Raw genomic sequence first — 20,657 nt, 5'->3', positions numbered from 1 at the left:
CCATGACATCCACGAACTACGACCCGCGCATCCTCAAGGCTCCCCACCCCGTCCCGGGGGCCCCGGATAACTGGAAGCGCTTCTTCAGCTTCAACACCGACGCCAAGGTGATCGGCATCCAATACATCGCCACGTCTTTGTTTTTCCTTTTGGTGGGAGGCCTGCTGGCGATGATTGTGCGTGGTGAACTGATCACGCCTCCAGCCGATCTGGTGGATCCGAGCGTCTACAACGGCCTGTACACCATGCACGGAACAGTGATGCTGTTCCTGTTCCTTTTTCCAATCCTCAATGGCTTCAACAACCTGTTGATCCCCACGATGATCGGCGCGCCAGACATGGCATTCCCGAAGCTCAATGCGGCCGCTTTCTGGCTGGTGCCCGTGTTTGCCGCGGTGTTGATGGGCAGCTTCTTCGCACCCGGTGGGCCGGCGTCATCTGGATGGTGGTCTTACCCACCGATGAGTCTGCAGAACCCTCTGGGGCACTTCATCAATGGTGAATTCCTCTGGATCCTCGCGGTAGCTCTATCGGGCATCTCCTCGATCATGGGTGCCGTCAATTTCGTGACGACAATCATCCGGATGCGTGCGCCCGGCATGGGCTTTTTCAAGATGCCGGTGTTTGTCTGGACCGCTTGGGCCGCCCAGACCATCCAACTCGTGGGGCTGCCGGCACTCACCGGTGGTGCGGTGATGCTGCTGTTCGACCTCAGCTTCGGCACCAGCTTTTTCCGACCTGAAGGCGGGGGTGATCCGGTGTTGTTTCAACACTTCTTCTGGTTCTATTCCCACCCAGCTGTGTACGTGCTGGTGTTGCCGGTGTTCGGCATCTTCTCCGAACTCTTCCCGGTGTATGCCCGCAAGCCACTGTTCGGCTATCGATTCGTGGCGATCGCCTCCTTCGGCATCACCTTCCTCAGCCTGATCGTGTGGGCTCACCACATGTTCTATACCGGCACGCCGAACTGGATGCGCCATATCTTCATGTTCACCACGATGCTGATCGCCGTTCCCACAGGGGTAAAGGTGTTCGCCTGGCTGGGAACGCTCTGGCAAGGCAATCTGCGCCTGAACACACCGATGCTGTTCTGCCTGGGTGGCTTGTTTAATTTCATCTTCGCCGGGATCACCGGCGTGATGCTGGCCACCGTGCCGATCGACATTCACGTGGGCAACACCTACTTCGTGGTGGCCCACTTCCATTATGTGATCTTCAACACGATCGGCTTCGGTGTGTTCGCCGGGATTTACCACTGGTTCCCCAAATTCACGGGCCGGATGTATTACGAGGGGCTCGGCAAGGTTCACTTCGTACTCACCTTCATCGGTGCCACGCTCAACTGGCTGCCCCTGCACTGGGCTGGGTTGCTGGGGATGCCGCGCCGGGTCGCCTCCTATGACCCTGAATTCGCCATCTGGAATGTGATCGCCAGCATCGGTGCCTTCATGCTCGGCGTCGCCTCGATCCCCTTCATTCTCAACATGGTGAGCTCCTGGGCCCGGGGGCCGCAGGCTCCCCCCAACCCCTGGAGAGCCATCGGCCTGGAATGGCTGCTGCCCTCACCACCACCGGCCGAAAACTTCGAGGACGACATCCCCACCGTGATCAGCGAGCCCTACGGCTATGGCCTCGGCCACCCCCTCGTCGAAGACGAGGAGTTCTACGTGCGCCGTTCCCAGGAGGCCTGAACCGATGACCAGCGTCAATCCCGACCTGCAGCTCAATCACAGACCCGGGCATGTGAAGCACGACGGCCACAACATGACCGGCTTTGTGATTTTCCTCTGCTCTGAGAGCGTCATCTTCCTCGCCTTCTTCGCAGGCTACGCGGTGCTGAAGCTCACAGCTCCCCAGTGGCTGCCGGACGGCGTCGACGGGCTGGAAGTGCGCATGCCCCTGATCAACAGCGTGGTCTTGGTGAGCTCAAGTTTCGTGGCCTATGTCGCCGAGCGATATCTGCACAAGGGCAACCTCTGGGGCTTCCGCGCGATCTGGCTGCTCACCATCGCCATGGGCTCCTACTTCGTTTACGGCCAATACGTCGAATGGTCGGGACTCAGCTTCAGCCTCAGCAGCGGTGTCTTTGGTGGCTTGTTTTATCTACTCACGGGCTTTCACGGTCTGCACGTGATCACCGGCATCCTGCTGATGGGACTGATGTTGGCGCGTTCTTTCGTCCCAGGGAACTACGACAAAGGCGAGATGGGCGTTGCCGCGGTGAGCCTGTTCTGGCACTTCGTTGATGTGATCTGGATCCTTCTGTTCCTTCTGATCTACGTGTGGCAGTAAAGGGGTCCGCTTCTGAACAGAACATCCCTGTCTTAAGCACTCAACTCAGAGCATTCAGCAACTCAGCAAGTCAGAAAAAGAAGACTTACAGGCCTTGACTTGCCTCACAGAGAAATATAGCTAAAAAAGAATTATGGATTTTCACGCATTAAAATGACTGAAAGAGATGTTCAATGGATAGATCCGACCACTTGTTTACCTTATGCCCAGTCAGATTTTACTGTGGGTGCTTATCTCAGCACTCGTTTACATCAAATTGGAGTGCGCCATGTCTTTGCAATACCTGGCGACTACATAGCCAGCTGGGTGGAATCACTTGATGATCCACAGACATCCTTTGGCCTCCAACGAATACATCCGAACAATGAAATGTGTGGAGCATATGCTGCCGATGGGTATGGCCGCTCAACTGAAAAAAGTGTTGGATGTGTAGCATTTACCTATGGCGTTGGATCACTAAATGCAGTACAGCCTGTCGCAGGCGCTTTTGTTGAGAATGTGCCACTAGTTATCATTGATGGTGGCCCCTCTCAAGCACAGCTTAATTCGCATCGCGATCAGGGGATGCTTTGGCATCACATGATTGACGGGACAGGAGTTGACCGCCACATTTTTCAAAATATAACTGCAGCTTCGGTACGAATTGACAACCCAAAAACAGCACCTGAGCTGATAGATGCCACCTTAAAAACGTGTATAACAAAAAGCAAGCCTGTCTTTATTGAATTAGCAATTGATATTGACAAACAACCATGCGGCTCTAGACCAACAGATCAGCTTGACTTCTCTCATCCTCTGCAATCCAAGAAACTATTAGACGAAGCCATAGATGCTATTTTTAATCGAATCTGCAAATCTAAAAATTTAGTTGTAGCTGCCGGCTCAGAAATATGTCGCTTTAGAGCACAGAAGGAACTAGCTGAACTTCTGAAAGCTTTAGACGCTCCATATGTAACCAGCTTATTTGGTAAAAGTGTTCTGAGTGAATACAGAGCCGATCTCAACTTTTCCGGGGTTTACAACGGGAAAAATTCTCAGCCAAATGTCTTCACTCTTGTGAATGAGTCAGACTGCGTGTTGAGCTTGGGGATCATATCAAGCGACTTTAACTTTGCTGGGATGCAAAATACTGATGACCCCGATTCAGTAAAAGATGCAATCAATATTGAAAAGCTAATCGAATGCAAAGAAGGGGCCGTCCAGGTCGGAATGTCTCGGAGCGCCTACTGGGGCGATGTTAACTTGAAGCTACTAATCCGTGGCCTGACCGAGAAATGCCTCGCTAGCGGCATAACTGGCCGAAATAACTATCGAAAACTTGAAGGTTCACCATGGAATATCCCAACAACAAGTGAATTTAGAGACAATGATCAGCTAACATGGGACAGCTTTAAATCACTCTTACACCATAACTACTTGGCTCAACACAGCGAGGAAAGCGCGCCAATTATCCTTGCAGACACTGGCCTAAGTTTTTACGCATTCAACAACATCAAGTCCCCCCAGAATGGATACATCGCGCAGATTGCATGGGGAGCGATTGGATATTCACCTGCGGCGAATTATGGAGTCAAACTTGCCCGGCAGACCTTCGAAACAGAAACGAGGCGTACGATCAGTATTTCCGGTGATGCCGCATTTGCTCAGAGCGTCAACGCGATCGGAACAATCGCAGAACTTGGCTTAGATTCAATTATATTTGTTGCAGACAATCGTGTCTATGGCATCGAGCAGTGGCTCGTCAATGCTGAAATCTATAAATCGTCTGATAGCAGAACTGTTTCTGAAAAATTCCTGCCCATGTGTCAAGTTCCTCAAGGACATATATGGAACTACTCAAAATTAGCGGCTGCATTCGGCGGGGTTGGCTACGTAGCACACACCAACAACGATCTTGAGCAGATTCTGAGCCGCCTTGCCGGGAATAATATTGATCCCCTAAACCTTAGCCAGAAAGGCAGCGCAGACGAGAGCAATGCTGTGCGTTGGGAAAATGGAATACCTATTACAAATAGGAATGCATCTGCCAAAGACAAGCAAACCTTTGTGCTTGTCGCAGTTCAGGTTGTTCCAGATCAACTACCCAGCAACGTCGCATGGAAGGCTTCAACTTGAAGCAAAACAAACTTTGACTGTATTGATTAGAAACCTCCCAATTTTTGCTTTGAAGTGCGGTGCATGTTTGCCAAGCCACCATCCGAAAAGCAATGCGGGTGTCATGGGTCAGACGTCACCGTGGGACTGATGGCCTGTCGTGAGGGAGGCGTTCAAATCCGGAAGATCTACCTACCGTTCAGGAAGGTGATCTACGTCTGATCAGGGCATGACACAGACGTGACACATCCATGTTTTGCCCCTCTTGAACGCCTTCCAGAGCAGGCGTTTCCTACTGATCTACGTGTGGCAGTAATTCCATGATCATCGATGACAACCGCTACGACGTGATCGTGATCGGCAGCGGCGCCGGAGGGGGAACCCTGGCGGGAGCCCTGAGCCGCAAGGGCAAGACCGTGCTGGTGCTGGAACGCGGCGGAGCAATGGCCCTTGAAGACCAAAACGTCGCCGACGTGGATCTGTTCCGCAAGGATCGCTACCACCCCAAGAGTGAACGCTGGTTCGGCCCTGACGGCGATCCCTTTGCACCGCAAACCACCTACGCCCGCGGCGGCAACACCAAGATCTGGGGCGCGGTGCTGGAACGCATGCGCGAACAGGATTTCGGCGAGGTGGCGCTCCAGGACGGAGTATCGCCGGCGTGGCCCCTGGATTACTCCGAACTGGAGCCGTACTACGAGCAGGCCGAGACCCTGTACAGGGTTCACGGCAAAGCAGGCATTGACCCCTGCGAGCCCCAGCGAAGCACAGACTATGAACGTGCGCCGAAGCCGGTGGAACCCTTTCTGGAACCCCTTCGTTCCGCTCTCCAACGCCAAGGCTGTCAGCCCTACGACATGCCGATCAGCTGGTCAGACGACCGGGACGATCCCAGCGGCGATTCTCAGTTGTTTGGTCTGCAGGTGGGTGATCCCGAACGGCTCACCGTGCGTGACAACGCCCGGGTACTGCGCCTGCATGTGAATCCAGGTGGCAGAGCCATCCGAGGCGTGGAAGCTGAGGTAAACGGCGATTCATGGCTGTTCAGTGCCGATGTCGTGGTCATTGCCGCCGGTGCCATCAACACGCCGGCCATCCTGATGCGCTCGGACAATGCTCACCATCCCAAGGGCATCAGCAACGGATCGGATCAGGTGGGGCGGAATCTGATGAATCTGCAGCTCACCTCGATCCTGCAGCTGGCCACAGAACGCAACAGCGGCCGCTACGGGCGCTCGCTGGGGATCAACGACTACTACTGGGGAGACAAGAACGTCAGTTTTCCGCTAGGGCACATCCAGGCCGCCGGTGGCGTTCTGCAGGACGCGTTGTTCGCCGAGTCACCACCGGTGCTGTCCCTGGTGACCAAACTGATCCCCGACTTCGGGCTCGAGCGGCTGGCCTCCCGCTCTGTGGCCTGGTGGGCCATGACGGAGGTGCGTCCAGATCCCCACAACAAGGTGTGGCTCAACAACGAACAGATCCGGATCAACTACATCCCCAACAACCGGGAAGCCCATGATCGCCTCGTGTACCGCTGGATCGACACGCTGAAAGCCGTAGAGAACGATCCGGTGACCAAAGTCGTTTTAAAGGCACCCACCCATGCGCGAGGAGAAGCCCCCTTGAGTGTCGTGGGCTACAGCTGCGGCACGTGTCGCATGGGCGAGGACCCATCCAACTCAGTGGTGGATCCCAACGGCAAATGCCATGAACTGGAGAACCTCTACATCGCCGACAGCAGCATTTTTCCTAGTTGCCCAAGCATTGGTCCCGGGCTCACGGTGCTCGCGCTGGCCCTGCGGCTCGCCAATCACCTGGCCTGATTGGGGCACCGTTATTAAGGCACTGTTGCCTACATCGTCACGAACTCCTCTGAGACGGAGGGATGCAACGCCATGGTGCGATCGAAATCAGCTTTGGTGGCGCCCATCCCAACGGCAATGGCGGCCATCTGAATGATCTCCGCCGCATGCTCGCCCACCATGTGGCAGCCAAGCACCCGATCGGTTTGCTTCTCCACCACCAACTTCAGTAGGCAGCGGGGGCCGGAGGCTGGCAGTGCCCGCGCCATCGAACGGAAGCGGGCCCGATGCACGACGACGCCGTCCTCGCCATGGCGTTCAGTCGCCTCCTCTTCCGATAAGCCAACGGTCGACAGCTCTGGATCACTAAACACGGCACTGGCCACCAGATCGTGGTTCACCTGCCGCTGACGCGAACCGAACACGCTGTCGGCAAAAGCACGACCTTCATCAATGGCGACAGGCGTGAGGTTGACCCGGTCAGTGACATCGCCAACGGCATGAATGTGAGGAACTGAGGTGCAGGAGTTCGCGTCAACCCTGATTCGCCCGTTGTCCACGGCAACACCAGCAGCCTCCAGACCCAGATCTGCAAGCCATGGGCGACGCCCGGTGGCCATCAGCACACCCCCACAGTCGAGGCACTGACCATCCCCCAGTCGCACAGTCAGCGCACCGGGATCCCCCTCCACAGCCGCGACCGTCTGACCCAAGAGCACGTCAATGCCCTGGTCACGCATCCCGCTGAGGACTGCATCCGCCAACTCCCCATCAAACCCGCGCAGCAGCCGAGGGCCGCGCACCACCTGGGTGACCGCAACACCGAGGCCTCGAAGGATGCAGGCGAACTCACAGGCGATAAATCCTGCGCCGACCACCACCACCGCCGGAGGGACATCCTCAAGCTGGAACATGTCATCACTCACCCAAGTTTTTTCAATCCCTGGGATCTCCGGCCGTGCCGGACGGCCACCCACTGCCACCAGAAAACGGGGTGCTGAAAGCTCCGTCTGAACGGGCCCACCGCGTTGATCGGAGATGCCCATGCGATCCACAGCCGTGAAGCGACCCCAACCGGAGATCAGCTGAACGCCGGCCTTCTCCAGAAATCCAAGGTGGAGCGCATTGAGCCGATCCACCTCGGCGCGCACGCGCCGCAACAGTTCAGGCACATCAGAACGCACGGATTGGATGTGCAGCCCATAGGCCGATGCATCCGCCAGTTGATGCCGGGCCTGGGCGCCGTAGACCAAAAGCTTCTTGGGAACACAGCCGCGGATCACGCAGGTGCCCCCAACGCGATCCCCCTCCACGATGGCCACGCGGGCACCATGGCTAGCAGCACGTTTTGCGGCAGCAAGCCCACCGGAACCCGCCCCAAGAACAATCAGATCCAGATCAGCGCCCATGACAGCCGTTTGCTTCCCTCCATTCTTCTTCCCACGGGGGTGACGGAGACGACGGGCATATTCGTAAAGATGGAGTTATGGTCCGGGGAAGAGGGCCGTAGAAGCCCAAGACGAACCGGTCGTATTTCAACCGCGTCCTTAAACCATGAAAAATCCTTCCAAACGTCGCAGGCATTCGCCTGACCCTGAGCTGCAGCAAAAGCGATTGCAGCGTCGCGAAATCGCGATGATAATCACCAGCGACGACATGAAGCTGCGGCTCAAGCAGCTCGCTGAGCAGGGCCGCCAGCAAGACTGTCTGGCTCTGATGCATGAACTTGGCGACTGGCAGTCCTATGGACGGACCACGCTTTCGCCGATCCTGCATGCCCCCTACATCGGAATCAGCTGAACCACTGAGTTGGTTGGAACTGGCCGGGCTGGCGAAGGCTGAACCGGATCGAATTGAAGGGCCGACCAGTGCCCAGGCCAACTTGCGCTTGTTCGGTCAGCCTGAATCAAGCCTGATGGTCACGCTTTACCGCGACCATCACGCCTGGTGTCCCTACTGCCAAAAAATTTGGCTGTGGTTGGAGTTCAAGCGCATCCCCTACCGGATCCGCAAAGTCACCATGCGTTGCTATGGCCCCAAAGAGCCATGGTTCCTCGAAAAAGTGCCCTCAGGAATGTTGCCCGCCCTCGAGCTGAACGGGCAGCTGATCACGGAAAGTGATGAGATCCTGCTGGCACTCGAACAGCAGTTCGGCCCCCTCGGCATGGCAATGACGTCGTCGGAAGCCCTCGAGCTGCGCCGTCTCGAACGGCTGCTGTTTCAGGCCTGGTGCATCTGGCTGTGTTCGCCACGATTGAGCCCCAAGCAACAGATCCTGGCCCGGGACCAGTTTCAGGGGATCGCCCGACGCTTCGAAAGTGAGCTGAATCAGGTTGAAGGTCCATTTCTGCGGGGGCAGGAGCCACAAACCGTTGATCTGATCTTTGTTCCCTACGTGGAACGCATGAATGCATCTCTGGCTTACTACAAGGGATATCGCCTGAGGTTTGAGCATCCCGCGATTGACCGCTGGTTCCGCGCCTTGGAGCAACTGGACACCTACCGCGGCACCCAAAGCGACTTTCACACCCATGCCCATGACCTTCCTCCCCAAATGGGCGGCTGCTGGTCGGACGACGCAACGGAAGCGCAACGCCTGGCCGAACGGATCGACCGAGGCGATGGCCTCGGCGAAGACGAAGCCTGCTGGGTTGGGGTCAATCAAGCCGATCAGGCCAGCATCGCTCTCGGCAGGGTCCTCCGACACCAGCAGCGGCTACGGGAGGTCAATCCAATGGGTGCTAATGCCTTTGACCGGCCCCTGCGCTGTGCACTGACCCAGTTGATCCACAACACTCCATGCCCTCCTCCATCTGGAAGTGCGGCGGGGCTCCGCTACCTGCGCGATCGAATTTCAGTTCCGAGAGATATGCCCTTACCGGCAGCTCGTTTGCTGCGTCGGGCGCTCGAATCCACCGCGCAACTGGACGGGCCTAAGCAAGCCAAGCCTCTCCCGGTGCGGGATCGCTTTGATCAGGATCCCCGTCCCTTCTTAATTGGGTCATAGTGCGGAGGCGTCAAAACTGAGTCGTGCCCCTGCGGCTGCCTGCCTACCAACCGATTCCGGCCCCCGAGCAGGAAAACGAACTGATCGAGGTGTCAGCGGCACAGTTGCAGCCGACCCAATGGTGTGTGGGGCTGGCTGAGATCTGGTCACGCGAGAGTGATTTCGCCCAAGACACACGCCAGCAGCGTCTTGCCTACCTGCGCGGCAAACCCGTCCCCCTGATCCGCTCTGCCGATGGCGCCATGTGGATGCTGGATCGTCACCACCGGCTGCGGGGCCTGATCGGCATTGACCCGGGCGCCACCACCTGGGCTTATGTGGTGCAGGAGCTAGCGACAACTGATAAAAGTGCCGTGCTGTCGTTTCTGCAAAGCCAAGGGTGGCTTTATCTCTACGACGGTCGGGGCATCGGTCCCCGCCCAACCGAGCAGTTGCCCACCAGCCTGATGGGGCTCGAAGACGATCCCTACCGAAGCCTGGTCTGGAAGCTCAAGCAGGAAGGCTGGATTAAACCCCAGCCGCTGATCCCATATCACGAATTTCGTTGGGCAGCCTGGCTGCGCACCCGTCCCCTGCCACCCTTCAGCTCCAAGCGACTGGATCCGGCACTCGCGGCAGCACGCCAGCTGGTCTGCTCTGCGGCAGCTCAAGACATGCCGGGCTGGAAAGGCGACAAGAAAGCCTGCCGCTGATCAGCGCTTCTTTCGGGAATCGATCTGCAGCAGATCCTTCACTTTCTGCACCTGACCCGCGAGCTGGGGATCGGACGCCAGTTTTTTCTCGACTTGCTCAATCGCGTACATCACCGTGGTGTGGTCCTTTCCGCCGAAGTTGTCGCCGATTCTCGGCAGGCTGAGGTCGGTGCCCTGGCGCATGAGGTACATCCCCACCTGACGGGCCTGGCTGACGGCACGGCGACGGGTGCTGCTGCACATTTCCTCGGCCGTGACATCAAACACTTCAGACACCTTGTCGATCACCTGTTGCGGCGTGACCTCCACCCCCTGACCGGTGGGGTCCAGCATTGGCGCCACCGATTCCACGGTCATCGGCAACCCCGTGATTGAGGCGAAGGCGACAGCCCGGGTCAGTGCCCCTTCCAACTCGCGGATGTTCGAGGTGAAGCGCCCAGCGATGTACTGGATCAGATCCCGGGGCAGCGACATGCGCTCCTGCTCCGCTTTCTTCTGGAGGATCGCCATACGTGTTTCCAGATCAGGTGACTGAATGTCAGCGATCAGCCCCATCTGGAAACGGGAGATCAGGCGCTGCTGCAGGCGTGGAATCTGACTGGGGGGACGATCACTGGCGATCACCACCTGACGCCCAGCCTCGTGCAGGGCATTAAAGGTATGGAAGAACTCTTCTTGGGTGTACTCCTTGCCTTCGATGAATTGAATGTCATCCACCAGGATCAGATCGGCGGCGCGATAGCGATCGCGAAAGGCCTGCATGCCGTCCTTGCGGATGGCCTGGATCAGGTCATTGGTGAAGGTTTCGGTGGAGACGTAGGCCACGCGAGCCCCGGGATCGATCTCAAGCCGGTAATGGCCAATGGCTTGCATTAAGTGGGTTTTCCCCAGGCCCACACCGCCGCAGATGAACAGGGGATTGAACTCCCTGCCTGGCGCTTCGGCCACGGCAAGAGCCGCCGCATGAGCCATTCGGCTGTTGGGGCCGACCACGAAACGGCCGAACACATATCGGGGGTTGAGCCCGGGCAGGTAGCGCCGCGGTGAGCCGCTCCGGGCCGGAGCCGACACTGATTCCTGGGCGGCCGCAGGCGGCGCTGCATCACTCGCAGCTGCGGAATCATCACTGGTTTCCTGCAGCGGCAGGGCGGTTTCCGCCAGGACGGTCACCTGAACGGGCTGACCGCTGATGCTGCTGGCCAGCTCCGCGATCGTGGGCAGGAGCTGCTCCCGCAATCGGACGCTGGCGAACGGATTGGGGGCCAGAAGCTTCAGCTCTCCATTGGCAAAGCCACTGCAACCCGTCGGGCGAATGAAGGTCTCGAAGGTGGGCTTGCTCAGCTTTGCCTGCAACCCATCTCGCACCTTGATCCAGAGCTCTTCGCCCGTCTGCACCTAAAACCGCCATGCACCCGAGCGCTGAATCTACGCATGCCGATCCGCTCAGGCCGTCTTAAATGCATCAGCACACATCTCGTCGTGATGCCCAACGCCCAGCATTGGTTCGCCATCGTCCTGGCCGGGAGCGCTCTCTCCGGTTGCAGCCTGGTGAGGGACCAGCTGGGCCTGACCCCCAAAGCACCGGTAGCACTACCTCCGGTGGTGCACGATCAGCCCCGCAGCGCTCCACTCCAGCCGGGAGACAACGTGATCGTGAAGGCTGTGGACCGCGTCGGTCCTGCCGTGGTGCGGATCGATGTAGTCAAAGAGGTGAACAACCCCTTCGGGGGGATCTTTGGCATGGGACCGTCCAGCCAGCGTCAGCAAGGCCAGGGATCCGGATTCATCACCAGGGCCAGCGGCCTGATCTTCACCAACGAACACGTCGTGCGCGGAGCGGATCAGGTGGCGGTGACCCTTCCAGACGGACGCAACTTCAAGGGTAAGGTGCTCGGGACAGACCCACTCACCGACGTTGCGGTGGTCAAGGTGGTGGCTGACAACCTTCCGGTGGCGGCCCTGGGCAACTCCGACCAGCTCAGGCCGGGGGAATGGGCGATTGCCATCGGCAACCCATTTGGTCTCAACAACACCGTGACCGCCGGCATCATCAGCGCGGTAGGCCGACTGAATGCGATCAGTGAAGGCCAGCGGATTCCTTACATCCAGACCGATGCAGCCGTGAATCCCGGCAACAGCGGAGGCCCCCTGATCAATGCCGCCGGTCAGGTGATTGGCATCAACACAGCGATTCGGACCGCGCCTGGAGGCGGTTTGAGTTTTGCCGTTCCAATCAACCTGGCGAAGCGCATCGCGCAGCAGATTGTGAGCACCGGCCAGGCCTCCCATCCCTTCATCGGGGTGCAGCTCATGAACCTCACTCCGCAGCTGGCACGGGAGATCAATGCCACCAACAGCGCCTGTACGGTTCCTGAAGTGAATGGCGTCCTGATCAAGGATGTGGTCAGCGGCACTCCGGCTGCTGCCGCTGGCATCCGGCAGTGTGATCTGATTCTCAAGGTGGAGAACAAAGCTGTTCAGACCCCCACCGAAGTGCAACTCGCCGTGGATCGCGGCCAAGTGGGAGAACCGATGGAGCTCACCCTCCAACGCAATGGAGAGGAGCTGATGGTGCAGGTGCGCCCGCGGGAACTGCCTCGGAACAACTGAGATGCTGCAGATCATCGTGATGGCCCGATGGCCATCACCGGGCCGATGCAAACGCCGCCTGTACCGTGATCTCTACAACAGGCTGGGCTTGTCCAACAGCAGCGAGCGCGCTGCCCGGATCCAGACGCGTCTTACCGAGCACACCACCGCTGTGGTGCGCGGGCTCGCCGACGCGATGGTGATTGAGCCGGTGCTGGCGGTGAGCGGGCTTGGGCCCAACGCCGCCGGACGCTGGGGACAACAGCTGGGGTTGCCGCTGGTGCGCCTGCAGGGGCAGGGGCAACTCGGCACCCGATTGCGACGGCAGTTGATGCAAGGCCATCACCGCGGCATGCCATCCCTCGTGATCGGCACGGATCTGCCCGAACTCAATCCCGATGACTTGAAGCGGGCCATCGAACAACTGCAAACCCACGATTTGGTGCTGGGTCCAGCCTCGGATGGTGGCTACTGGCTGCTGGGGATCGGAGCGAACCTGATCCATACCCCCAAGCACTGGCCGCTGATCGGCATTCCCTGGGGCGGTCCGACAGTGCTGGAATCAACCCTGAAGGCTGCGAGGGCGCATGCAATCTCCACCGCACTGTTGCCCAGGAGGAATGATCTGGATCACTGGAGTGATCTGAAGCCATGGCAGGGCTGAGCGTCGTGATTCCGACCCTGGAGGAAGCCAACAGGCTTCCGCTGCTGCTGGCGGATCTGCAGCGTTGGCAAGGGGAGTTGGAGATTGTTATCTGTGACGGTGGAAGCAGGGATCAGACCCGACAAGTGGCTCACCTCGGCGGCGCCACCGTGCTCGACAGCCCGACTGCAGGACGAGGTCCGCAGCTGCGCTGGGGCGTCGATCACAGCTGTCATTCCTGGGTGCTGGTGCTGCATGCCGATAGCCGACTGCCTGGCTACTGGCACCACAGGGTGAAGCAGATTCTGAACACACCGCAAGCGCGCTTCAGCGCCTGGAGCTTCGAGTTCAAAGTGGATACAGAGGCGCGGCCCATGCTGTGGCTTCTGGAGCGAATGGTGAACTTGCGCAGCCGTTGGCTGCAGCGTCCCTACGGCGATCAGGGACTGCTCATTCATCGCCAGCTGTATCAGCGCATCGGTGGCTACCGCCCGCTGGCACTGATGGAAGACCTGGACCTGGTGGAACGCCTCAGCAAGATCGCGACCATCCGCTCGTTGAACTGTGCCCTGCTGACCAGCGCTCAGCGCTGGCAGGAGCGAAGCGTGCTGATGCAGGCCTGGCGCAACGCCCGTCTGCGATGGCTATGGCGTCAGGGACGATCAGCAGATCAACTGTTGCGGATGTACCAGCGCTGAACGATCCGATCAGTTCAGTTCAGTTGGCGTACCAGAAGGCACAGCGATGGCCCTGGGGCTCCAGATCCCAACCTTGGCCTTGATAAAAGCTCACGACGCCGGGGTCCGCGAACAGGCTGACGCGCTCTGTTCCCATCTGAGCCAAGGCGTTGAGGATGTACGCCATCATCTGCTTGCCAAGTCCATTGCCCTGATACAGGGGGTGCACCGCGACGTCCCAGACGGTGGCTTCGAAAACACCATCCCCGGTGCAGCGCGCAAAACCAATCAAACGAGGAACCCGAGCGTCGTGACGCCACAGCCCGACCTTGAGCAGGCTGTGAGTCAGTGCTTTGCGGACCCGTCGAATCGGACGGCGGCTCCAGCCCACAGCTTCCAGAAGTTGCTCAAGCTCCACCAAATCAAAGGGGTACTCCTGGCTAAAGACCAACGTGAGCTGGTCGTTGGCACAGGGGCAGAGACGGGACCCCTGGCCGTACTGCTGCAGCAGAGGCTCAGCAGGTATAGGCAGGGAGGAACCGATCACAAACGCGCCAACCCCCGCTCCTGCAGCTCTGCGAGCTGGGCATAGAGGCCACCTCGGGCCCTGAGCTCGTGATGGGTGCCCTGTTCGATCAGTTCACCTCGGCGCAACACAAGGATGCGATCGGAGGCTTCCACCGTGGCGAGACGGTGGGCAATGACGATGGCGGTCCGTTTTTGCAGAAGACGGTCCAGATCGGCCTGAAGCGTCGCCTCCGTTGAAGGATCCATGAAGGCAGTGGCTTCATCCATCACCAACACCGTTGGATTGCGGATTGCCACCCGGGCCACCGCCAGCAATTGACGCTCTCCTGAGGAAAGATTGCCACCACGCTCGCGCAGTTGCGTCTCCAATCCGTTGGGGAGTCGAGACAACAGGTCGTTGAGACCGAGCTCAGCACAGACCTGATCAAGCTCCTGATCACTGACGGGAGCATTCAACCGAAGATTGTCGGCCACATTGCCGCTGAACAGGAATGTGTCTTGCAGCACGACCCCCAGCTCACGCCGTAGATCTGCCATCGGGATGCTGCGGATGTCACGTCCATCCAGAAGGATGCGCCCCTGCTGGGGGTCATAGAGGCGGCAGAGCAGACGAATGATGGTGCTCTTGCCGGAACCCGTGGGGCCCACCAGCGCCACATGCTCGCCAGGAGCGATGCGGAAGGAAAGATTGCGAAGGATGGGCTCATCCGGCCGGTAAGAGAAGCTCACGTTGTCGAAGATCACTTCGCCGCCACCGCCAGCAACGTGAGGATCAACCCCCTTGGCCTCGGCGATTTCGAGGGGTTGCTCCATCAACTCACCGATTCGTTCCACGGCAGTCAGTCCGCCCTGAATCTGCGTGAAGCGCTCGGCCAGCTGACGCAAAGGGTCAAACAGACGCTGTGAATAAAGGATGAAGGTGGTGAGGGTGCCCAACCCCATCACACCAGTGGTCACCATCCAGCCCCCCAGAGCCAAAACCAACGCAATGGCTCCAAGCGCAACCCATTCAAGAAAAGCGGAAATGCTGCTGTCGTAAAAAATGGTGCCGTTGACTGCGTTGCGGTACGCCGTGCCCGTGCGCAGGAAGCGGGCACTGTTGACCGCTTCGCGGCGATACATCTGAACCACCTCAAGGCCCTGGAGGTTCTCTTGAAAGTCGGCGTTGAGCTGGGAGAGCTCTTCTCGAACGCGGTAGTTGGCCTTGCGGTAGCGACGCTGCAGCCAGAGCACAGCAAGCGTCACGGGCACCTGCGTGCACAGCAAAAGCAGCCCGAGCCTCCACTCGATGAAGAGCATCGTCGAAGCAATGACCAGAAGGCTCACCAGATCACCAAGCACCCCCACAGCACCACTGCCGAACACCTCGGCAAGAGCATCCACGTCACTGGTGAGCCGCGTGAGCAACTTGCCGACCGGCATGCCGTCGTGAAAGCGCAAAGACAGCGACAGCGAGTGCTCAAAGAGGTCGTCGCGGATGCGAGCGGTAAGGCGTTGACCGACGGCCTGAATGTTGAAGCTCTGCACCCCCTGCAAGCAGAGCCTCAGCAGCACCGAGATGAAATAGAGCCCGATGATGACGCGGATCGATCCGGATAGACTCAGCCCCGAAAGCCACGGAAGACTGGGTTCTCCGCGCAAGACACTGACAGCCTGGCCGACGAGAAGTGGCTGAACTGCACCTGCAAAGGCCACGGGTACCAGCAGCACCAGGGTGACCAGAAGACGCCGACGATCCCGCACGAGATAACGGCCCAGACGACGAACCCGTCGCCAATCTGCAACAGCTCCCATCAGTTGGAGCTCCCGAAGGTGGTTCCTGCGGCGCGGATTGCCTCCACGATGGAGGCAAGGGGACCATGGTCCAGGCGAATGGACAGCGGATGCCCCACCAGCCGAGCCGTCGACTGGAACAAGTCCTCGATGGCAATCAAGCCGTTGTCCCGCAGGGTCCGACCCGTAGCAACAAGATCAACAATCGCTTCCGACATCCCTGTGATCGGCCCCAGCTCCACCGAACCATTGAGATGCACCAACTCGACAGGAAGATCGAGTGCATCGAAATATTCCCGGGCACAGTGCGTAAATTTGCTGGCTACCCGACAATGGGGAGGGAGATCCGCGGCACGGGTGTAACCACTGCTCTCCTGTACCGCCACGGCCATTCGGCAACCGCCAAAGCCAAGATCCACCAGTTGAGCTACAGGAAGCTGATGTTCCTTGAGCACGTCGTATCCCACCACGCCCAGTTGGGCCTGGCCATAGGCCACGTAAGTGGGCACATCACCGTTACGAACAAGCAGGGCCCTGGCACGTCCGCAGGGGGTGGGCACCATCAACTGGCGATTGTTCTTGTCGAGAACAGCTGAGAAATCAAGACCTGCCGCCGCAAATCGGGCGACCGAATCTTTAAGTAGCGCTCCTTTGGCCAACGCGACGGTGATCATGGGTCCAGCGCTGACCGGTTAACCAGGCAGGACTTTAACGATGCATTCCTCACTTCATGCCCTGCCGGTGCTGCAAGACAACGTGATCTGGGTCTGGGTGAAGGGAGCGGAGGCCGTTGTGATCGACCCCGCCATCGCCTCTCCAGTGCGTGACTGGCTGGAGCAACGACAGTTGACACTGGCCGCTGTGCTGCAGACCCATCACCATTCCGACCACATCGGAGGAACACCGGATCTGCTGAAGCATTGGCCCAAAGCCGAGGTCATTGCATCCAGAGCTGACCGGGAGCGGATTCCTTTCCAAACCATGCCGGTGGGGGATGGTGACCAGCTCACCGTGCTGGGAGAGCAGGTGGACGTCATGGATGTCGCCGCCCACACCAGGGCCCACATCGCTTTTTTCATCCCGAACCTGCAAGACGAGGCCATGGGCCCCGTCTTGTTCTGCGGTGACACCTTGTTCGGAGCAGGCTGCGGCCGCCTGTTCGAAGGCACCGCTGAACAGATGCATGAAGCCCTGCAAAAGCTGGCCAGCCTCCCTGACGAGACCAAGGTTTGTTGCGCCCATGAATACACAGAGGCCAACCTGCAATGGGCCGTTGAGCAACGCCCTGAGGAAATGGTTCTGGCTGACCGCTTGCAGGAGGTGCGAACCCTTCGTTCAAAAGGCGCCCTCAGTCTTCCGAGCAGCATCGGTGTAGAACGTCGCACCAACCTGTTCCTGCAAGCCAAAACAGCCACCGAGTTGGGGGTGCTGCGCACACGGAAGGATCAGTGGAGACCGGGGAAGCCCCAACGCGAACAACGGGATCACCAACGGCGATGATCATGGTGATCGCGTGAAGAAACACCCCATGAGCGCCAAGGCCATCACCACTCAAGACGCGCCTGCACCGGTTGGGCCCTACAACCAAGCCGTCCTTGCCGGCGAGTGGCTCTACTGCTCTGGGCAGATTCCGCTTGATCCAACCACTGGGGAGATGGTGGGAAACGGTGATGTCGCCGCGGAAACGCATCAGGTGCTGAAGAACCTAGTCGCTGTCTTAAAAGAGGCCGGAGCCACGCCGAAACAAGTGGTTCGCACAACGGTGTTCCTGGCAGACCTCAGCGACTTTCAGACCGTCAACGGCATCTATGCCGAAGTGTTTGGGAGCGGGGTCAGCCCAGCACGGGCCTGCGTTCAAGTGGCAGCACTACCCAAGGGAGCAAGGGTGGAAATCGACTGTGTCGCATGGCTTGGAAGCTGACCCTGACCCACGGGGGCATAGGTTGGAACTGGCTTCAATGGTCCTATGCCTCAGGCGAAACTCACCATCGGTGAATTAGAGGCGGGCTATCCGATGTATTGCAAGGCGCTGAGGCGCCTCCTCCAGCAAGGGAAAACAGCTCAAGACATTGAACGCACCGTCTGCTGGGGACATCTTGAAACCCTGAACCGCTGCCTTCCAACCCGTTACAAATCACCCTCCTACCTGCTGGCCCTGATCCGCCGCGATCTGGAAAAGCCTCAGGAAACCTGAAACTGATCAACTCAGGGGTTTCCCATACATCACTAGGCGAACACTTCATTTACAAGCGAAAAACACAGTTAAACCAGGGTGAGAAGCAAGGTCCTGGGAATGACCCGCTGTATTTTTCGCAAACCAAAACGGCAGTTCAGGTTCAGTCAGTGGCTTGCCGTGACAATGGTGATGCTGGGGGCTGCCTTGTGCCTGGAACTGCAGGCAGGGCTGAGCACCGACCAGGAAACAGGTGAGACGTCACCCTTAGTGGGCCAGCTTCACCATCCTTGATCGAAAACTGCTCTCAGCAGAGGAGAGCATGACAATGCAGGGATGACCATTGAAAAGCTCGAGCAGCTTGCCGCGGTGATCGTGACAGCTGGCCTGGTGGCCGGCAATTTCCTGTTGTTCACCCCTTGGCGAGATGGCCGAGATCCGAGACAGCAACATCCTGAAAGCTCGATGCCTCAGAACTCGACATCGCTTCGATTCATCGGCATGAATACAGATTTCAATGCAACAGATCATCGATATGCAAGCGCTCAAAGATCAGACAACCAAAAGCAGAACAAAAAGGCCAACACCTAAACCATCCGTAGCACCAGAAAGAATCAAAAAGAAGCCAGGCGAATAATTGGCCGAAACGGAAGACAGCTTGCGTTTGTAACGGCAAAGGTAAAGTACCTATTGCATTCAAACGCGAAAGGAGTAGAGAAGATACAGCCGAGGACAAGGAAGATGAGGAAAACTACAATCACTTTTCAAGAGGCTTATGCGTCACGAACCAATCCAAAAGCAGACGGAGTCAATCTTTCTCTAAGGGCCAGAAAAGAGAAGCTCAAGACCCATCACGCAAAGCAAGGCATTGCCTAGAACTGGCAGAAATACGGAAAATAAATCAGAAATACCAAGCCTGCCAATACTTAATCTAATACCAAATAAACGCTCCGTGGTGAAAATCAATGAAAGGAAAAGTTGTTGTTCTCGACACCAATGTGCTGCTCCATGACCCCGAGGCTCCACACCGCTTTGGAAACTTGAGAGTCGTTATTCCAATGCAGGTGGTCGAAGAAATTGATCGATTCAAGAAAGATCACTCGGAAAAAGGAAGGAATGCCCGCAGGATTTCAAGACTCTTGGATTCCTATCGACAGCGCGGAAGCCTTGCCGATGGCGTGCTGATTGAAGGCACTAACAAGGGAATGCTGCAAGTGATTTTCTGTCAAACTAATGCCCTCAAAGAATTACCTCCAGAGCTGGGGGGTGGCGGCGGCGACAACAACATCCTCGCGGTGGCCTTGGAGCAGATGCGATGCAGTGGTCTGAAAGAGGCGCCTGAGGTTGTGCTGATCAGCAAAGACATCAATCTGAGGATCAAGGCTGATGCGGTGGGGCTACAAGCCGAGGACTACATCAACGACAACGTCTCCATCGACGATTTATACACGGGATTCCGTGAGCTCAGCACAGATGCTCAAACGATGAAGACACTGCATGACGAAGATCAACTCTCTCTCGCAGCAGTAACAGATAGCGAAGAACAACATCTCCAAGCCAATGAAGGCGTAGTGATGGTGGATCAGCACAACGACAGCCACACCCTGCTTGCCCGTCATCAAGGCAACAGCAACACCCTCAAGCCTCTGCACTGGCTGAATCGTGCCCATTTGGGGCGGATCAAGGCGCGAAACCGCGAGCAAAGCTTCGCGCTGGATTTGCTGCTCGATCCATCCATCGCACTGGTGACCTTGGTGGGCAAGGCAGGAACAGGCAAAACATTGTTGGCCCTGGCAGCTGGTTTACACCAGGTCGCTGATACCCATCAATACGCACGATTATTGGTGACGCGCCCGCCGATCTCACTCGGGAAAGACATTGGCTACCTGCCGGGAACACTTGAAGAAAAACTTGGTCCATGGATGAAGCCGATCATCGACAACATTGACTTCATCACCGGCACTTCACCTGGCGATGACGCTGAACAGACGAAAAGACAAAAGCAGCGAGAGCCACGTAACGCCTGGGCAGACCTCCAAGGCATGGGCTTACTGGAGGTTGAAGCCATCAACACCATTCGAGGGCGATCGATTCCCAATCAGTTCCTGGTGGTGGATGAGGCGCAAAACCTAACTCCCCTGGAAGTGAAGACCATCGTCACGAGGGTGGGCGAGGGCACAAAGGTTGTCTTCACCGGTGATCCCTATCAAATCGACAACCCCTATGTCGATGCGGAAAGCAACGGGCTCACATGGCTGGTCGAAAAGCTCAAAGGTCAGCCCCTCGTGGGACACATGACCCTCACGAAGGGAGAGCGCAGTGAACTTGCTGAGCTGGCCGCAAACATCCTCTGATTCATAACGACATAACCAAGAACTCATCAC

Annotated in this window: 20 protein-coding genes; 15 read left to right on the top strand and 5 right to left on the bottom strand. The window is 57.9% G+C overall.

The genetic code is table 11. From position 1 onward, the window contains the following. The first annotated feature begins 2 nt into the window (after positions 1 to 2). The 4 genes from NCN06_RS07980 (at position 3) to NCN06_RS07965 (ending at position 6,212) form a co-directional block, all read left to right on the top strand. Positions 3 to 1,691, top strand: coding sequence for a cytochrome c oxidase subunit I (locus NCN06_RS07980; protein WP_226397915.1), 1,689 nt, complete (start codon positions 3 to 5; stop codon positions 1,689 to 1,691). A gap of 4 nt (positions 1,692 to 1,695) precedes the next feature. After that, the gene (locus tag NCN06_RS07975; protein WP_250398840.1) at positions 1,696 to 2,292 is read left to right on the top strand and encodes a cytochrome c oxidase subunit 3; all 597 of its coding nucleotides are present in this window, start codon (positions 1,696 to 1,698) and stop codon (positions 2,290 to 2,292) included. Positions 2,293 to 2,445: 153 nt separating this feature from the next. Then, positions 2,446 to 4,407 (top strand): thiamine pyrophosphate-binding protein, encoded by a 1,962-nt coding sequence (locus NCN06_RS07970; RefSeq protein ID WP_250398839.1) that lies wholly within the window; start codon positions 2,446 to 2,448, stop codon positions 4,405 to 4,407. 299 nt (positions 4,408 to 4,706) lie between these two features. Next, complete coding sequence (locus NCN06_RS07965; protein ID WP_250398838.1) at positions 4,707 to 6,212, top strand: GMC oxidoreductase; 1,506 nt, start codon at positions 4,707 to 4,709, stop codon at positions 6,210 to 6,212. Positions 6,213 to 6,241: 29 nt separating this feature from the next. On the opposite strand, the gene gorA is transcribed toward NCN06_RS07965, so the two are convergent. Further along, positions 6,242 to 7,600, bottom strand: a complete 1,359-nt coding sequence (gene gorA / locus NCN06_RS07960; RefSeq protein ID WP_250398837.1) for a glutathione-disulfide reductase — start codon at positions 7,598 to 7,600, stop codon at positions 6,242 to 6,244. A gap of 145 nt (positions 7,601 to 7,745) precedes the next feature. On the opposite strand from gorA, the gene NCN06_RS07955 reads away from it, so the two are divergent. The 3 genes from NCN06_RS07955 to NCN06_RS07945 are packed head-to-tail and all read left to right on the top strand — an operon-like array spanning position 7,746 to position 9,890. Next, complete coding sequence (locus NCN06_RS07955) at positions 7,746 to 7,991, top strand: hypothetical protein (protein WP_250398836.1); 246 nt, start codon at positions 7,746 to 7,748, stop codon at positions 7,989 to 7,991. After that, positions 7,966 to 9,198, top strand: coding sequence for a glutathione S-transferase family protein (locus NCN06_RS07950; protein WP_250398835.1), 1,233 nt, complete (start codon positions 7,966 to 7,968; stop codon positions 9,196 to 9,198). The genes NCN06_RS07955 and NCN06_RS07950 overlap by 26 nt, the downstream gene beginning before the upstream one ends. A 23-nt stretch (positions 9,199 to 9,221) precedes the next feature. Continuing rightward, the gene (locus tag NCN06_RS07945) at positions 9,222 to 9,890 is read left to right on the top strand and encodes a ParB-like protein (RefSeq protein WP_226397785.1); all 669 of its coding nucleotides are present in this window, start codon (positions 9,222 to 9,224) and stop codon (positions 9,888 to 9,890) included. Here NCN06_RS07945 and dnaA read toward each other — a convergent pair whose 3' ends face one another. Beyond that, on the bottom strand, positions 9,891 to 11,285 hold the full coding sequence (gene dnaA / locus NCN06_RS07940) for a chromosomal replication initiator protein DnaA (protein WP_250398834.1): 1,395 nt from the start codon (positions 11,283 to 11,285) through the stop codon (positions 9,891 to 9,893). Positions 11,286 to 11,372: 87 nt separating this feature from the next. Here dnaA and NCN06_RS07935 point away from each other — a divergent pair, with 87 nt between their 5' ends. The 3 genes from NCN06_RS07935 to NCN06_RS07925 are packed head-to-tail and all read left to right on the top strand — an operon-like array spanning position 11,373 to position 13,820. Continuing rightward, positions 11,373 to 12,500, top strand: coding sequence for a trypsin-like peptidase domain-containing protein (locus tag NCN06_RS07935; protein ID WP_226397916.1), 1,128 nt, complete (start codon positions 11,373 to 11,375; stop codon positions 12,498 to 12,500). Between the two features lies 1 nt (position 12,501). Continuing rightward, positions 12,502 to 13,143 carry a TIGR04282 family arsenosugar biosynthesis glycosyltransferase gene (locus tag NCN06_RS07930; RefSeq protein WP_226397787.1) on the top strand — a complete coding sequence of 214 codons (642 nt, stop codon included), beginning with the start codon at positions 12,502 to 12,504 and terminating at the stop codon, positions 13,141 to 13,143. Continuing rightward, a complete protein-coding gene (locus NCN06_RS07925; RefSeq protein ID WP_226397788.1) occupies positions 13,131 to 13,820 on the top strand; it encodes a TIGR04283 family arsenosugar biosynthesis glycosyltransferase in 690 nt (229 codons plus the stop codon). The genes NCN06_RS07930 and NCN06_RS07925 overlap by 13 nt, the downstream gene beginning before the upstream one ends. A 19-nt stretch (positions 13,821 to 13,839) precedes the next feature. Here NCN06_RS07925 and NCN06_RS07920 read toward each other — a convergent pair whose 3' ends face one another. Genes NCN06_RS07920 through hisG form a run of 3 tightly spaced genes read right to left on the bottom strand, consistent with a single transcriptional unit; the run spans position 13,840 to position 16,774 of the window. Continuing rightward, positions 13,840 to 14,343 (bottom strand): GNAT family N-acetyltransferase, encoded by a 504-nt coding sequence (locus NCN06_RS07920; protein WP_226397917.1) that lies wholly within the window; start codon positions 14,341 to 14,343, stop codon positions 13,840 to 13,842. Further along, positions 14,343 to 16,121, bottom strand: a complete 1,779-nt coding sequence (locus NCN06_RS07915; RefSeq protein WP_250398833.1) for an ABC transporter ATP-binding protein — start codon at positions 16,119 to 16,121, stop codon at positions 14,343 to 14,345. The genes NCN06_RS07920 and NCN06_RS07915 overlap by 1 nt, the downstream gene beginning before the upstream one ends. Beyond that, a complete protein-coding gene (hisG, locus tag NCN06_RS07910; protein ID WP_226397790.1) occupies positions 16,121 to 16,774 on the bottom strand; it encodes an ATP phosphoribosyltransferase in 654 nt (217 codons plus the stop codon). The genes NCN06_RS07915 and hisG overlap by 1 nt, the downstream gene beginning before the upstream one ends. A gap of 40 nt (positions 16,775 to 16,814) precedes the next feature. Between hisG and gloB the strand changes: the two genes are divergently transcribed. From gloB to NCN06_RS07885, 5 genes are all read left to right on the top strand, one after another. Then, complete coding sequence (gene gloB / locus NCN06_RS07905; protein WP_250398832.1) at positions 16,815 to 17,600, top strand: hydroxyacylglutathione hydrolase; 786 nt, start codon at positions 16,815 to 16,817, stop codon at positions 17,598 to 17,600. A gap of 28 nt (positions 17,601 to 17,628) precedes the next feature. Next, positions 17,629 to 18,021 carry a RidA family protein gene (locus NCN06_RS07900; RefSeq protein WP_226397792.1) on the top strand — a complete coding sequence of 131 codons (393 nt, stop codon included), beginning with the start codon at positions 17,629 to 17,631 and terminating at the stop codon, positions 18,019 to 18,021. Positions 18,022 to 18,066: 45 nt separating this feature from the next. Then, complete coding sequence (locus NCN06_RS07895) at positions 18,067 to 18,294, top strand: DUF3136 domain-containing protein (RefSeq protein ID WP_115023604.1); 228 nt, start codon at positions 18,067 to 18,069, stop codon at positions 18,292 to 18,294. Positions 18,295 to 18,609: 315 nt separating this feature from the next. Next, positions 18,610 to 18,864, top strand: coding sequence for a hypothetical protein (locus NCN06_RS07890; RefSeq protein ID WP_226422888.1), 255 nt, complete (start codon positions 18,610 to 18,612; stop codon positions 18,862 to 18,864). A 374-nt stretch (positions 18,865 to 19,238) separates the two neighbouring features. Beyond that, positions 19,239 to 20,627, top strand: a complete 1,389-nt coding sequence (locus NCN06_RS07885) for a PhoH family protein (RefSeq protein ID WP_226397793.1) — start codon at positions 19,239 to 19,241, stop codon at positions 20,625 to 20,627. The last annotated feature ends 30 nt before the right edge of the window (positions 20,628 to 20,657 follow it).

The organism is Synechococcus sp. MU1648, from assembly GCF_023630615.1.
Classification (GTDB): domain Bacteria; phylum Cyanobacteriota; class Cyanobacteriia; order PCC-6307; family Cyanobiaceae; genus Parasynechococcus.
Note: the sequence above shows the minus strand (reverse complement) of the source record. Positions and strands in the feature narration are given on the sequence as shown.

What these genes read in the sequence shown, in the direction of transcription:
- NCN06_RS07980 (WP_226397915.1), top strand. Translation starts at nt 3, where the DNA reads ATGACATCCACGAACTACGACCCGCGCATCCTCAAGGCTCCCCACCCC.
- NCN06_RS07975 (WP_250398840.1), top strand. Translation starts at nt 1,696, where the DNA reads ATGACCAGCGTCAATCCCGACCTGCAGCTCAATCACAGACCCGGGCAT.
- NCN06_RS07970 (WP_250398839.1), top strand. Translation starts at nt 2,446, where the DNA reads ATGACTGAAAGAGATGTTCAATGGATAGATCCGACCACTTGTTTACCT.
- NCN06_RS07965 (WP_250398838.1), top strand. Translation starts at nt 4,707, where the DNA reads ATGATCATCGATGACAACCGCTACGACGTGATCGTGATCGGCAGCGGC.
- gorA (WP_250398837.1), bottom strand. Translation starts at nt 7,600, where the DNA reads ATGGGCGCTGATCTGGATCTGATTGTTCTTGGGGCGGGTTCCGGTGGG.
- NCN06_RS07955 (WP_250398836.1), top strand. Translation starts at nt 7,746, where the DNA reads ATGAAAAATCCTTCCAAACGTCGCAGGCATTCGCCTGACCCTGAGCTG.
- NCN06_RS07950 (WP_250398835.1), top strand. Translation starts at nt 7,966, where the DNA reads ATGCCCCCTACATCGGAATCAGCTGAACCACTGAGTTGGTTGGAACTG.
- NCN06_RS07935 (WP_226397916.1), top strand. Translation starts at nt 11,373, where the DNA reads ATGCCCAACGCCCAGCATTGGTTCGCCATCGTCCTGGCCGGGAGCGCT.
- NCN06_RS07930 (WP_226397787.1), top strand. Translation starts at nt 12,502, where the DNA reads ATGCTGCAGATCATCGTGATGGCCCGATGGCCATCACCGGGCCGATGC.
- NCN06_RS07925 (WP_226397788.1), top strand. Translation starts at nt 13,131, where the DNA reads ATGGCAGGGCTGAGCGTCGTGATTCCGACCCTGGAGGAAGCCAACAGG.
- NCN06_RS07915 (WP_250398833.1), bottom strand. Translation starts at nt 16,121, where the DNA reads ATGGGAGCTGTTGCAGATTGGCGACGGGTTCGTCGTCTGGGCCGTTAT.
- hisG (WP_226397790.1), bottom strand. Translation starts at nt 16,774, where the DNA reads ATGATCACCGTCGCGTTGGCCAAAGGAGCGCTACTTAAAGATTCGGTC.
- gloB (WP_250398832.1), top strand. Translation starts at nt 16,815, where the DNA reads ATGCATTCCTCACTTCATGCCCTGCCGGTGCTGCAAGACAACGTGATC.
- NCN06_RS07900 (WP_226397792.1), top strand. Translation starts at nt 17,629, where the DNA reads ATGAGCGCCAAGGCCATCACCACTCAAGACGCGCCTGCACCGGTTGGG.
- NCN06_RS07895 (WP_115023604.1), top strand. Translation starts at nt 18,067, where the DNA reads ATGCCTCAGGCGAAACTCACCATCGGTGAATTAGAGGCGGGCTATCCG.
- NCN06_RS07890 (WP_226422888.1), top strand. Translation starts at nt 18,610, where the DNA reads ATGACCATTGAAAAGCTCGAGCAGCTTGCCGCGGTGATCGTGACAGCT.
- NCN06_RS07885 (WP_226397793.1), top strand. Translation starts at nt 19,239, where the DNA reads ATGAAAGGAAAAGTTGTTGTTCTCGACACCAATGTGCTGCTCCATGAC.